The organism is Streptomyces collinus, assembly GCF_031348265.1.
Classification (GTDB): Bacteria; Actinomycetota; Actinomycetes; order Streptomycetales; family Streptomycetaceae; genus Streptomyces; species Streptomyces collinus.
On sequence record NZ_CP133771.1, the window covers coordinates 1,404,172 to 1,417,402 of the forward strand.

Here is a 13,231-nt window from a genome sequence, read left to right on the forward strand (position 1 = left end):
AAATTTTTCGGTTCCCGGGAATCTTCGTGAGGAGTTGTTCGTCATTCCTTACGGGTAACGGGGGCGGAATCGGCCACAGGAGCCGCGTGCCGCACCTGGGCGGCGTAAAACAGCGCAAGCCGGGCAGCCACTGGGGAGCACGGGTCTTCGGATGCGAGCGAGCGGTCTGCTGGCGGTGGGGAGTGACACGGTGATGGGCACGGCGGAACGGCGCGGTGCGCCCAGGGCGGGTGGGGCGCAGCTGACGGGGCATCGGGATCCCGAGGCGACCGATCGCGACATCCCCGGGGGCGTGGCGGCCCCCTCGGGACGGGAGTCGGAGGGCCAGGGACACGAGGTGGGCCGCCGCAGCAGAGAGCGGCAGCAGTACCGGCCCCTCTGGGTCGAGGAGCCCGCGCGCCGGCGCCGCTTGCCGGATCCGGTGCGGACGGCGGCCGTGCGAGCGGTCCTCCTCATAGCCGTGACGCTGATCCAGGCGATGGTGGCCTTCCTGTGCACCATGGCCGGGTCCTGGCTGGCATTCCCGATGGTGATCAGCAGTGTGGTCAGCACGATCGCGGCCACCTGGGGTGCGCTCGACGTGTGGGTGACGCGTCAGGTCTGGAACCAGCGCAACGGGGTGGTGTCCGTGCCGAGCAGCACGGCGCGGACCCTGCGGCGCGAGCGGCGCCGCACCCGGCGGCAGGAGCGGGCCGCCGCGCGGGCCCAGGGGCGGATACGCCGCCGGGGTGGAGCCGGGCAGTTGTCCCACTCGTAAGACCCCTGGCACGGGGGCGGGGCGGGGCGACCGGATGCTTGAGAGCGGCCGCCGGGATCAGGGAACCGGACCACCACCTCCTCGCCCCGGGGCAGGCCGCGCCTGCTCCTCACTCTGGGACCGGCTGATTCCACTCCGACCGGCGGTCCGTGGCGCGGCGTTCGGCTGAGGGGCGTTGTGGCGCCCTGCGGCAGGCTGTGGGGCCCGGACCGGCACGACGCTGCCTGTGGACTCATCGAAACGGCGGGACGAGTGCGGAGTGGGGCAGTCACGAGCACCCCGGCCTCGGTCCCGGAATCAGGCTCGCGGGGCCGGCGGAGCCCCCTGAGACGAAGCACCTCTGGCGCAACACCTGCCTCACCCACCAGGGTTGGTCCGACTGATCCACATCGCCCTGAGACACACCCGTTGAGGAATCCGCCATGAGAACAACCGCAGAGCCAACCGATCCCCACGGCCGGGACGACGCCGAACTCACCGAATTCGGCTACCGCCCCGAGCTCAAACGCACCCTCGGCAACTTCCACACCTTCGCCGCCGGGATCAGCTACATCTCGATCCTGACCGGCACCTTTCAGCTCTTCTACTTCGGCTACGGAAGCGGAGGTCCTGCCTACTGGTGGTCGTGGCCGATGGTCTTCGTCGGCCAGTTCATGGTCGCCCTGTGCTTCGCGGAGCTCGCCGCCCGCTACCCCGTGGCGGGCTCGGTCTACAACTGGTCGAAGAAGATAGGCAATCCGCATCTGGGCTGGCTCGCCGGCTGGATGATGCTGATCGCCTCGATCGTGTCCATATCGGCGGTCGCGCTGGCCTACCAGTTGACGCTGCCGCAGATCTCGTCGTTCTTCCAGTTCGTGGGGGACGGCACCGGTACGTACGACGTGGCGACCAACGCGGTCATCCTGGCCGCGGTGTTGATCCTGTTCACGACCCTCGTGAACGCCTTCGGCGTCAAGTTGATGGCAAGGATCAACACGGCGGGCGTGTTCATCGAGTTGATCGCCACCGTCGTTCTGATCGTCCTCTTCGCGGTCCACATCACGCGCGGTCCGCAGGTCGTCATGGAAACGCACGGCACCGGCGCGGGGTACGGAAACGGTTACCTGGGCGCCTTCCTGGTGGCCTCGCTGGCCTCGGCGTACGTCATGTACGGCTTCGACACCGCCGCCTCGCTCGGCGAGGAGTCCCTGGACCCGACCAGGAACGCGCCGCGTGCGATCATCCGGGCGATCGTGGCGTCCTTCGTGCTCGGCGGCCTGATCCTGCTGCTCGCGCTGATGAGCGTGTCCAGCCTCAAGGGCGAGAAGCTGTCCACGGACGGCCTGCAGTACATCGTGCTGGACGTGCTCGGGCCGACGGCCGGCAAGGCGATGCTGTGGTGTGTGCTGATCGCGGTCACGGTGTGCGCCCTTGCCGTGCACACGGCGGCCGTCCGGCTGGCGTTCGCCATGGCCCGCGACAACAACCTGCCCGCGTCCTCGAAGCTGGCCAAGTGCCACCCGCGGTTCCAGACACCGGTCCTGCCGACCGTGATCATCGGCATCCTGGCTCTGGCGATCCTCGTGGTCAACATCCGTCAGCCGCAGATCTTCACGGTCGTCACCAGCATCGGCATCATCATGATCTACCTGGCCTACCTGGGCGTCACGGTCCCGCTGCTGGTCGCCCGGCTGCGTGGGAAGTGGCAGCCCGCGGGTGAGGGCCGGTTCTCACTGGGCCGCTGGGGTCTGCCGGTCAACATCCTGGCCGTGCTGTGGGGCGCCGCCATGACGCTCAACCTGATCTGGCCGCGCGCCGCGGTCTACAACGCCGCGGCTCCCTACCACTGGTACCTGCGCTGGGGCGCGGTGTTGTTCGTCGCCGTCATCGCGGGCGGCGGCTTCGCCTACTACTGGTTCGTCCAGCGGCACCGGACCGGCGTGCTCGCCGAGCACCGTTCCGAGGCCCCGACCACCGCTCCCGCCGCCGCGCCGACGGCCGACTGACCGACGGCCGACGCTGACCGACCGTCGGCCAACGGCTGGCGGCTGGCGGCTGACTGACCGTCGGCCAACGGCTGGCGGCTGGCTGACCGTCGGCCGACGGCTGACCCACCGATGGCGGCTTAGCGCTGGCCGCCAGCGGCTGACGGCCGGCTATTGATCGCCGGACAACCCCTACGCGAAGAAGGACCCAGCAGAATAGGCCGCCCCGGCCTAGGAAACCGGGCGTTTGTACATCCTGGTCGCCGTGATCTCGCTGTGGACGGCTTCCCCGGCGGGAGCCTCACGCGGCAGGCCCGGGCGGAGGTGCTCCTCGACGCTGATGTACTTGAGGCCCGCCCTCAGGTCGGCGTCGTTGCGCATGCGGATGACCAGGGGGAACTCGGCCAGCGCGGTGGTGTCGAACAGGCCCGTGGTGTAAAGGAGCTGGACGCCCAAGGCGTCCGACACCGCCCGCTGGAGTTCCAGCAGGTACGTGGCGTTGGCGCGGCCGATGGGGTTGTCGAGGAACAGCGTGCCGGCGTGCCGGTGCTTGTCGCGGCCCCGGTCGTTCGAACGCAGCGCGGCCATCGTGCAGTAGAGGGCGATGGCGGCGGTGAGGAGCTGCCCGCCGGAGAAGACGTCGCCCATCTGCCCGACGGGGACGCGCTCGGCGCGCAGCACCGCGTCCGGCTTGAGGATCTCGACGGCGACGCCCTTGGGCTGCAGGGCGGCGGCGACACCCCGCAGCAGCAGGGACATGCCGTCGCGGCGCAGGTCGGAGTTCTTCTTGACGGCGGCGCGGGTGGCTTCGTCGATGACCTCGCCGAGCCGCTCGGTGAGCGTGGCCTGGTCGGGCTCCTCGAAGCGGATGCGGAGGAACTCCTGCCCGGACCATTCGCCGAGGCCCTCGGGCAGCCGGGAGAGCCGCTGGGCGGAGCGCAGGGTGGCCAGGGCCGACTCGACGAGGCCGCGCAGGCGGTCCACGATCGAGTCGCGGTTGCGCTCCAGCTGCTCCAATTCGTCGGTCAGGACGCGGAGCCGGGGCGCGAAGGCGTCCGCCCACTTCTGGGCATGCTCGGGCAGCGTGGAGGCGGGCAGTTCGCGGATCTGCTGGCGGGCCGGGGTACGGACCTGTTCGTAGCGCGTGGAGTTGGCGTGCCGGACGAGGATGTCGCTCGCCTCGCGGACGGCGGCCTCGGCAGCGGACAGGTCGGCGGCGCAGCCGCGCAGGGAACGGCGGGCCTCGGCGGCCGCCTGCCGGGCCTCCTCCGTGGTCCCGGGGTAGGGCTCGGGCTCTTCGTGCTCCTCGTCCGTGGTGTGCTCGCGCAGCAGGTCGCGGAGCATGGCGGCGATCTCGTCGAAGCCGCTCGCCGCGTCCTCGGCGGCGCGGTGGGCGTCGAGGAGTTCGGCGTGTGCGTCACGGGCCCGGTCGAGTGCCTCGGTGTGGGAGGCGAGTTCGGCTGTGGCGGTGCGCAGCAGGGTCTGCGCGTGCTCGGCGTCGCGCGGCTGGAGGTCCTCGGGCAGGTCGGTGTGTGTCTCGCCGTCGTCTGCGGGAGCGAGGCGTTCAGCCTCGCCGCGCAGCCGTCCGAGCTGCTCGCTCGCGGTCGACATCCGGGTTTCCAGGAGCTGCACCAGCTCCTCGGCGCGGGCGGCGGCGGCCTGGCGGCTGGGCCCGTCGGAGCCGTCGGGTGATTCGAGGAGCTGCTCCGCGCGCGTGCGGACCTTGTTGCTGAGCCGGTCCAGCTCGGCGCGGGCTGCGCTCTCGTCGCTCTCGGCGCGGGCCTGCTCGGCGCGCAGGTCGGCGCCGACGCCGACCTTCTCGTACACCTGGGACGCGGCCCGGTAGGCCTCGCGCAGGGCGGGCAGGGATGCCTTGGGGGTCTGGTCGTCGTCCTCGGGTACGTCGTCGGGGGCGCCGGCGATCTCGGAGCGCTCGGCGCGCAGCGCGCGGGCGGTACGGCGGGTGTCGTCGGCGGCGCGCTGGGCGGCACGCCGGTCCTCGTCGGCGGCCCGGGCCCGCTCCAGGCAGGCCTGGGCGCTCGCCTCTGACTCGGCCGCCTCGTCGGCCAGTTCGCGCAGCTTGACCTGCCAGCCGGCCCGCTCGCGCAGCCGGAAGGCGAGTCCGGCGAGGGCGTCGGCGGAGCGGCGGGCCTTCTGGGCGGCTTCCTGGCGCTCGTCCCGGACGCGCGCGGCTTCGGCGGCGACCTCGTCGGCCTCGGCCCGCACGGTGCGGGCCTCGGCGAGTTCGGCCTCCGACTCCTCGGCGAACGTCCGGGCGGCGTGGGCCGCCTGGGCCAGTTCGGCGAGCCGGCCGGCGGGGCAGCCGGTGCGCCAGGAGGCGAGCCGGGCGGCCAGTTCGCGGTCCTTGCCGAGCCGGGCGGCGAGTGTGCGGATCTCCTCGTCCCGCTCGGTCGCCCGGGCGCGCAGTGCCTGCCGCTCCTCGTCGGCGGCGTGCTCGTCGTGCATGGCGGGGTTCGGCGGCACGAGGAACACATCGCCGCTGTCGCTGTCCGGGGCCGGGGTCGGGGCGAGCAGGGCGGCGGCGGTGCCGACCGCCACGGCGGAGCGGGGCAGCAGTGCGGCGTCGCCCAGCGCCTCCCGGGCCCGGGCGTGGGAGTCCGGGTCGGTGATGATCACGCCGTCGACGAGTTCGGGCCGGGCGGCCAGCACGCGTGCGTGGTCGGCCGGGTCGACGGCCTGGGCGAGGTAACGCCAGCCGGGCAGCGCGGGGATGCCGTGCTCGCCGAGGAATTCGACCGTGGCCAGGACGTCCGGGCCGGGCGGCAGGAGCCCGCCATCGCCGAGCGCGCCGAGGATCCGGGAGTCGTCGGCGGCGGCCGTACGCAGCTCGAACAGCTGCCGCTCGGCGGAGGAGACGGCGTCGTCGAGCAGGTCGCGCAGGTCGTCGGCGAAGCGGTCGAGTTCGTCGGCGGTGAGCCCCTGCTCCCCGTGGGCCGACGGCATGACCGGCTCGCTGTCCGTGCCGTGGCGGGGTTGCGGGATGCCCGGGCGGGGCTCCGGGGTCAGGCTGAGCAGTTCCGCCAGCCGCTCCTCCCCCGCCAGGGCCCCGGCGGTGCGACGCTCGGCCTCGTACGACCGCTCCGCCGCTGTCGCCGCATCGGCCGCGCGGGCGGCGGTCAGTTCGGCGCGGCTCTCGCCGGCAGCGGCTTCGCGGGCGTGCTCCGTGGCCCGGCGGGACGCCTCGCGGGCCGAGTCCCAGGCTGCGACGGCGGACTTCTCGGCGTCGCTGGCGGCCAGGGCCGCCCGGGCCGGGTCGGCGTCGGGCGCGGAGTCGTCGAGCCAGCCGGCCCGCACCGCCTCGGCGGTCTCCTGCTCGACCTCGGCGAGGCGCTGCTTGAGGTGACCGATCTCGCTGCGGGCGCGCTGCGCCTGCGTGGCGGCGGCGGTGGAGTCGCGGTAGGCCGCGTCGCTGACCTCCTGGAGGGCGGCGGAGCGCTCCTCCTCCTCGTTGGCGTGGCTCTCCGCCTTCTCCGCGGCCGCGTGCAGGGCCCGTACGAGGTCGACGGCGGCCTTGGAGCGCGCGGCCAGTGCCGGGGCGGCGTCCCGCTCGGCCTCCTGGATCGCGGCGGACACGCGGGTGACGCGGTCGGAGGCGGCGCGGTGGCGCAGCACGGCCTCGGCGGCCTGCCACGCCGCGTACAGCGTGCGGGCGTCGGCGAGCTCGCGCTTCTGCGCGGCGGCGGACTTCTCGGCCCCGGCGAGCGCGAGCGAGGCGTGCCGGTAGGCGAGTTCGGCGGAGATCAGCGCACTGCGCTCGCGGGCCGCCTCGGCGTGTGTGACGGCGTACGCGGCGGCGGTGACGCGCTGGGCCAGGTCGGCGGCCCGGACCCGCTCCCGCACACCGCGCGCGGAGAGCCGGCGGGCCAGGGTCCGGGTGCGGCGCTCGGCTCCGGCGTGGATGTCACGCGCGCGGGAGCGGGCCTCCGCGGCCTCCACGATCCGGCCGAGGAGGTCGACGGAGCCGGCGGTGAAGTCGCGTTCGGCGATCAGCTCGGCGCGCCGGCCCAGCTTGTTGCCGAAGCCGCTGACCAGGTCGGCGAGCCCGTCGGTGTCGCGGGTGTCGGTGACGGCGCGCAGCAGCAGGTCGGTGAAGTCGGCGTCCTTCTTGACCGCGAAGAGACCGGCGGCCTCACCTTCGTCGGCGTTCATCTCGCGCTGGTAGCGGAAGAGTTCGGGGTCGAGGCCGAGGTCGCCGAGGTGCTCGATCCAGCGGTCGTGGATCTCCTCCCAGTGCACCTCCAGGTGCGGGTACGTCTTGCCCGCCTCCGTGAGGGCGTCCCGGAAGCCCTTCATGGTGCGGCGCCGCCCGCGCGCACTGGACTGGCCCTCGACCGGGGCCCGTACGGCGGTGGCCTCCGCCACGGGGAGGCTGTCGAGGCTCAGTCCCGGCCCAGGGCGGAAGGAGTACCAGGCCTCGGCGAACTTCCGCGGGTCGTTGGAGACCTGCCGCCCGCGCCACTCGCTGACCTTTCCGACGACGACGCACTCGCCGGTCAGCACGTGCTGCCACTCCAGCGCGACGTGTCCGCAGTCGTCGGCGAGCAGGAACTTGCGCAGCACGCCGGAGCTGGCGCCGCCGAGCGTGTTGCGGTGACCCGGCAGCATCACGGAGAAGATCAGCTTGAGCAGCACCGACTTGCCGCCGCCGTTCTCCAGGAAGAGCACGCCCGCGGGGGCGGGCCGGCGCGGCGGGCCGACCGGCTCCTCCTCGAAGAACTCCGCCTGGGCGGGCGCGGGGTCGGGCACGATCTCGCCCACACCGCGCAGGTCAAGCACGGTGTCGGCGTAGCGCGCACCGGCGGGCCCGATCGAGTAGAGGCGGACCCGGGACAGCTCGTACATGGCGGACTCTCGTAAGTCTTCGTCAGGTGGGGAGGGTTCAGGAGGAGTGGAACGGCAGCCCGGCGTCGGCGACCAGCTCCAGGTCGTCGCCCTCCTCGGGGGGCAGCAGTGTCGGTGTGCCGTCGGTGACGGGGACGACGCCGAGCTCCAGCAGCTCGGCCAGGGCTGCGCTGCCGGCCAGGTCGCGGACCTGGAGCTGGTAGCGGGCGGTCGTGCGGTACGTGCCACCGTGGTCGTCGCCGGTGCGCTGGAGGAATCCGGAGTCGGTGAGGAACGCGACGGCCTTGGCGACGATGCCGGTGGTCGAACCGGCGAGCCTGCGGGCGTCCTTGGTGGCGCCGGTGGCGCTGCGCCGCACCCAGATCCGCCAGGCGGCCTCCAGGCCGGGTGCGTCGGTCGCCGGGTCGGTGTTCTCGCCCTGTTCCTCGGCGCGCTCCTCCAGCCGGCGGCAGGCCTGGCGCACGAAGGCGTCGACGCCGTTGACCGTGACGCGGCCGATGTAGCCGTCGTCGGCGAGGTCCTCGGGACGCGGGAACGCCATGGCGGCGACGGCGAGGTGCGCGAGACCGTGCAGGAACCGGTCGCCGCCGTCGGCGGACGTACGACGCGCGTAGTCGCCCATGCGGACCGCGAACACCGAGTCCTCCGCGGCGGTCACGGCCATGCCCGCGCGCGGGGACACCTCCAGGACGATCAGCCCCAGACCGGTCGCCACGGCGTCCGCGAGCCGCGCGAACGGCGGGTCCTCGCGGTAGCGCCGCAGCAGGTCGGCGTACTCCTGGTCGCGGGCGGGCTGCAGCTTGGGCTGCAGCCCGAAGGACACGAGCCGCGCCGCGTCGGCGGCGTCGGCGGGAGTGACGGCGGCGCCGGCCGCGGGGGCCGGTCCGTCCGGCTCGCTCCACTCGACATGCTCGCTCACGGTCGGGACTCCTTGTGCCACTCGTACTGACTCATGCTGCTTCCGTCCGGTCCGCCGCCATCCCCGCCGCGTCCAGCAGTGCGGTGCCGACGATCAGGTCCGCCCCGCCGAACTCCGGGTCGTCGAGCTCGGTCCCGTCGTCCACGGCGAACAGCAGCTTCTGCTCGCCCTGGCGGTAGGCCGTGCCGACCGGCGGACTGGCGGCGTGCACCGCCAGCAGGGCCACCAGGTAGGGCAGCTCGGGATCCTGCCGCCGGGCCTCGGCGAGGAGCCCCGACAACCGGCGCGGCGCGTCCGCCGGCAGGTCGAGCAGCTCCTGCGCCGCCGCCAGCTGTTCCTCGCTGAACCGGCTGTCGTCCGGCGTGGCGATCAGGTCCGGCTCCGGCATCTCCGCGCCCAGGTGCTCCCGCTCCGCCGGCGGCGTGAGCAGTATGTCGACCAGGTCGCCGACCCGCACGGACACCGGCGTACGCAGCCCGGTGCCGCGGCCGAAGAAGGCGTCGGTGACGCGGACGGCCTGCTCCAGCGGCAGCGGCAGCACGGGCGAGAGGAGATGCCCGTACAGGTCTGTCCCCGAGGTGGTCATCGGGGTGGCGAAGGCCTGCCGGTCCTGCTCGGCGCGGAACAGCGGCCCGGCTTCCAGCAGCCGGGACTGCAGCTGTGTGTGCCGCCGGATGCAGTCCTTGACGATGTCGACGAGCTCGGCGGCGCGGCGCTTCTGCTCGGGATCCTCGGACTCGTCACGCGCCTTGCGGATGTTGGTGAGGATCGCGTTCTCGTGGCGGTAGCGGTCGGCGACGTGCTCCAGCGCCTCGGCGATCATGTCGGGCACGGTGGCCAGCCAGTCCACCGCGCGCACGTTGCGCCGGGTCGCGTCCAGGGCACGGCGCAGGGTCTCCGAGTACTGCACGGTGCGGTAGCGGGCCTGTTCGGCCGCGAGCTGGGCGTCGGCGAGCCGGCCGCGGCTGATCAGCACCTCCAGCTTGACCTCGGCGGCGATCTGGGCGCTGGTGACGTCCGTGTCGAGGGCGCCGACGAGGACGTTGACCGCCTCGTCCGTCGTACGGAGGTAGACCGTGCCGCCGGGGCCGGGGACCTCCTCGATCAGCTTGAAGTCGTAGTCGCGGCGCACATAGGTGCCGTCCGCGCCGAACGTGCCGTACACGGCGCGGAAGCCGCGGTCGACGCTGCCGACGTTGATCAGGTTCTCCAGGACCCAGCGGGCCACCCGCTCGTGCTCGGCTGCGGGCCGCTGGGCGGCCTGGGCGGCGATGCGCGGGATGAGGCGGGCGACGATCTGGTCGTGGTCGGCACCCGTGTCGAAGTCCATGTTCAGGGTGACCAGGTCGATGGCCGCGAGGGCGACCTCCGCCATGCCGTACACCGAGTACTCGCCGGCCAGGTTGGCCTTGCGGGCGTCCAGGTCGTGCAGCGGCGCGGTGCAGGCGAGCGCGCGCAGCCGCCGCGCCAGGCCCTCGTCGGCGGCCGGCCCCGGGGCGGGGCGCGGCCCCGCGCTGAGCTGGGGCGGAACGCTGTCCGTCGATGCAGGCGAAGTCACGGTGCACAGACTAGGTCCTGGGTCTGACAACAACCCAAACGACGCGGTACGCCCCCTGCGCCGCCGCCCTCATCCGTCCTCGGCCACCGCCCTCACCGGCCCTCGACCGACGTCTTCACCCGTCCCCGACCGCCGCCCTCACCCGTCCTCGCCGACCCGCCGCCGGTACACCTCCACCACACGCTCCAGCGAGTCGTCGAGGTACCCGGCGAGCAGGCTCTCGGCCTTCCCTCGGTCCCCCGCCTGAAGAGCCTCCAGAATCGCGACATTTCGCGCGATGTACGGCTCGTGCAGGCGCTGCGGCTCATCCACCACGTGGAAGGCCAGCCGCAGTTCGGCGAAGACGCTCCGCATCAGCTCGGCGGTGCGCTCGCTCGCGGCGAGAGCGACCAGTTCCCGGTGGAAGTGGATGTTGGCCGTACCCACACCCTTCCAGTCACCTTCCCGAGCCGCCCGCCGCCCCTCCTCCACGGCGCCGGCGAGCCCGTCGAGGCCGTACGGGGGCTCGCCCAGACCGCGCACGACGGCGCACTCGACGAGCCGCCGGGTGCGGTAGATGTCCTCGACGTCCTCCACGGTCAGAACCCGGACGAAGACCCCCCGGTTCAGCTCGTGGACGAGCAGACGCTCGTGCGTGAGCAGCCGGAACGCCTCGCGCAGCGTGTTGCGGGAGACGCCGAGGGCGCCGCCGATGCTGTCCTCCGACAGGCGGGTGCCGGGAGGGAAGTAGCCCTCGGCGATCCGGCTCCTGAGGATGTCCGAGACCCGCTCCGCGGTGCTGGTGCGCCCCAGGAGAGCCCGGTCGTCGGCGAGGTCCTTCAGCTGCTCTGCCATGCCGGAATTCAATCGCAGATCTCAAGAACGAACCAACATGGGTATTGAGGGATCGTTGAACAATCCTCTACGGTGCTACGCACGGCGTCACGGCGGCGGGGCCGCTTCCCCACCGCTTTCCCCACCGCGGCGCCGACCGCTTCCGTACGGCACGGCTCACCCCTCAGCACCCTCCGTCCTCCCTCTGCGAGGTGCCCATGAGCACGACCCCTCCACCGCAGGCCCTGACCGACGACACACGCCCCGCGACCACCGAACGCACCTCGGACGACGGGGCGTTCGGCTGGCTGCGTGCCCTGGGCCCGCGCGGCCGCCGCGCCTTCGCCGGTGCCTTCGGCGGCTATGCCCTGGACTCGTACGACTACTTCACGCTTCCGCTGAGCATGGTCGCGCTGTCCGCCTACTTCGGCCTGAACAGCGGACAGACGGGCCTCTTCACGACGGTCACCCTGGTGGTCTCCGCGGTCGGCGGCGCCCTCGCGGGCGTCCTGGCGGACCGTGTCGGCCGGGTGAAGGCGCTGATGGTCACGGTGATCACCTACGCGGTGTTCACCGTCGCCTGCGGTTTCGCGCCCAACTACGAGACGCTGCTGGTCTTCCGTGCCCTCCAGGGCCTCGGTTTCGGCGGCGAGTGGGCGGTCGGCGCGATCCTGGTCGCCGAGTACGCGAGCGCCAAGCACCGAGGCCAGACGCTCGGCGCGATCCAGAGCTCCTGGGCGGTGGGCTGGGGCATGGCCGTGATCGCCTACACCGTCATCTTCTCGGTGGCCGGCGACGACCTGGCCTGGCGCATCATGTTCTGGACCGGGGCACTGCCCGCGCTGCTCGTCATCTGGCTGAGGCGCAGTGTCCACGACGCCCCCGAGGCCGCCGCCGCGCGTGAACAGAGCGCAGAGAAGGGCTCGTTCACGGCGATCTTCAAGCCCGGCCTGCTGCGGGTCACGATCTTCGCCGGACTGCTGTCGACCGGTGTCCAGGGCGGCTACTACACGCTGGCCACCTGGGTGCCGACGTATCTGAAGTCCGAGCGCGACCTGTCGGTCGTCGGCACCGGCGGCTATCTGACGTTCCTCATATCGGGCGCCTTCATCGGCTACCTGACCGGCGGCTACCTCACCGACAAGCTGGGCCGGCGGCGCAACATCTGGCTCTTCGCCCTGCTCTCCGCACTCTGCATCCTGGCGTACGCGAATATCCCGAGCGGTGCCAACACCCTGCTCCTGGTGCTCGGTTTCCCGCTCGGGTTCTGCATGTCGGCGATCTTCAGCGGCTTCGGCTCCTACCTGAGCGAGCTGTACCCGACGGCCGTGCGCGGGACGGGGCAGGGCTTCACGTACAACACCGGCCGTGCGGTGGGCGCCGTGTTCCCGACGACGGTCGGGTTCCTGGCCGACAGCTGGGGCGTCGGGGGCGCGCTGGTCTTCGGTGCGATCGGCTACGGCATCGCGGCGCTCGCGCTGCTGGGGCTGCCGGAGACGCGCGGAAAGGAGCTCGCGTGAACCACACGAGCACCGAGGACCGCCCTCTGCTCCTCGTCGACGAGCACGCGCACGCGTGGAGCCCCCAAACGGCCCGGTCCCGCTTCCGGGCGGGCCTGACCGGCCCCACGGCCGGAGTCGCGGCGGGCCACACCCAGGTCAACCTCATCTCGGTGCCCGCCGACTGGGCCTACGACATGCTGCTGTTCTGCCAGCGCAACCCCAAGCCCTGCCCGGTCCTCGACGTCACGGACGCCGGCTCCTGGACGACCGTGCTCGCCGATGGCGCGGACCTGCGCACCGACCTGCCGCGCTACCGGGTGTGGCGGGACGGCGAGCTGGTGGACGAACCGACGGACGTGCGCGCGTACTGGCGGGACGACCTGGTGTCGTTCCTCATCGGGTGCAGCTTCACCTTCGAGTGGGCGCTGGGCGAGGCGGGCGTTCCGATGCGCCACGTCGAGCAGGGCCGCAACGTCCCGATGTACGTGACGAGCCGGCAGTGCCGTCCGGCGGGGCGGCTGCACGGGCCGCTGGTGGTGTCGATGCGGCCGGTGCCGCCCCGGCAGCTGGCGGCGGCGATCCGGGAGAGCAGTCTCATGCCGGCGGTGCACGGCAGCCCCGTGCACTGCGGCGATCCGTCGGGGCTCGGCATCGACGACCTCGGCCGCCCCGACTTCGGGGACCCGGTGGACGCCGAGCCGGACGACATCCCGGTCTTCTGGGCCTGCGGGGTGACCCCGCAGGCGGCCGTGATGGCCTCGCGTCCGCCGTTCGCCCTCACGCACGCCCCGGGGCAGATGTTCCTCACCGACGCCCGCGACGAGCAGTACCGCGTGGCCTGACAGGAGACACGGC

At 72.7% G+C, this 13,231-nt stretch carries 8 protein-coding genes; 4 read left to right on the forward strand and 4 right to left on the reverse strand.

Features of this window, described 5'->3' with window-relative positions; all coding sequences use genetic code 11:
* The first annotated feature begins 151 nt into the window (after positions 1 to 151).
* Positions 152 to 757, forward strand: coding sequence for a hypothetical protein (locus RFN52_RS06255; RefSeq protein ID WP_184843462.1), 606 nt, complete (start codon positions 152 to 154; stop codon positions 755 to 757).
* A gap of 422 nt (positions 758 to 1,179) precedes the next feature.
* Positions 1,180 to 2,742 carry an APC family permease gene (locus RFN52_RS06260; protein ID WP_184843464.1) on the forward strand — a complete coding sequence of 521 codons (1,563 nt, stop codon included), beginning with the start codon at positions 1,180 to 1,182 and terminating at the stop codon, positions 2,740 to 2,742.
* A 210-nt stretch (positions 2,743 to 2,952) separates the two neighbouring features.
* Here RFN52_RS06260 and RFN52_RS06265 read toward each other — a convergent pair whose 3' ends face one another.
* The 4 genes from RFN52_RS06265 to RFN52_RS06280 form a co-directional block, all read right to left on the reverse strand.
* Positions 2,953 to 7,584: a coiled-coil domain-containing protein gene (locus RFN52_RS06265; protein WP_184843467.1), complete on the reverse strand. Its 4,632-nt coding sequence runs from the start codon at positions 7,582 to 7,584 to the stop codon at positions 2,953 to 2,955.
* 37 nt (positions 7,585 to 7,621) lie between these two features.
* Positions 7,622 to 8,503, reverse strand: a complete 882-nt coding sequence (locus RFN52_RS06270; protein WP_107458388.1) for a hypothetical protein — start codon at positions 8,501 to 8,503, stop codon at positions 7,622 to 7,624.
* 31 nt (positions 8,504 to 8,534) lie between these two features.
* Positions 8,535 to 10,061 (reverse strand): hypothetical protein, encoded by a 1,527-nt coding sequence (locus tag RFN52_RS06275; RefSeq protein WP_184843471.1) that lies wholly within the window; start codon positions 10,059 to 10,061, stop codon positions 8,535 to 8,537.
* 138 nt (positions 10,062 to 10,199) lie between these two features.
* Positions 10,200 to 10,895, reverse strand: a complete 696-nt coding sequence (locus RFN52_RS06280) for a GntR family transcriptional regulator (protein WP_033309730.1) — start codon at positions 10,893 to 10,895, stop codon at positions 10,200 to 10,202.
* Between the two features lie 197 nt (positions 10,896 to 11,092).
* On the opposite strand from RFN52_RS06280, the gene RFN52_RS06285 reads away from it, so the two are divergent.
* Both RFN52_RS06285 and RFN52_RS06290 read left to right on the forward strand, forming a co-directional pair.
* Positions 11,093 to 12,394, forward strand: a complete 1,302-nt coding sequence (locus RFN52_RS06285) for an MFS transporter (RefSeq protein WP_184843474.1) — start codon at positions 11,093 to 11,095, stop codon at positions 12,392 to 12,394.
* Positions 12,391 to 13,218: a putative hydro-lyase gene (locus RFN52_RS06290; protein ID WP_184843477.1), complete on the forward strand. Its 828-nt coding sequence runs from the start codon at positions 12,391 to 12,393 to the stop codon at positions 13,216 to 13,218. Before RFN52_RS06285 ends, RFN52_RS06290 begins: the two co-directional genes overlap by 4 nt.
* The last annotated feature ends 13 nt before the right edge of the window (positions 13,219 to 13,231 follow it).

Excerpts from the sequence above, each read along its gene's own strand:
- RFN52_RS06265 (WP_184843467.1), bottom strand. The coding sequence starts at position 7,584 with ATGTACGAGCTGTCCCGGGTCCGCCTCTACTCGATCGGGCCCGCCGGT.
- RFN52_RS06285 (WP_184843474.1), top strand. The coding sequence starts at position 11,093 with ATGAGCACGACCCCTCCACCGCAGGCCCTGACCGACGACACACGCCCC.
- RFN52_RS06255 (WP_184843462.1), top strand. The coding sequence starts at position 152 with ATGCGAGCGAGCGGTCTGCTGGCGGTGGGGAGTGACACGGTGATGGGC.
- RFN52_RS06260 (WP_184843464.1), top strand. The coding sequence starts at position 1,180 with ATGAGAACAACCGCAGAGCCAACCGATCCCCACGGCCGGGACGACGCC.
- RFN52_RS06280 (WP_033309730.1), bottom strand. The coding sequence starts at position 10,895 with ATGGCAGAGCAGCTGAAGGACCTCGCCGACGACCGGGCTCTCCTGGGG.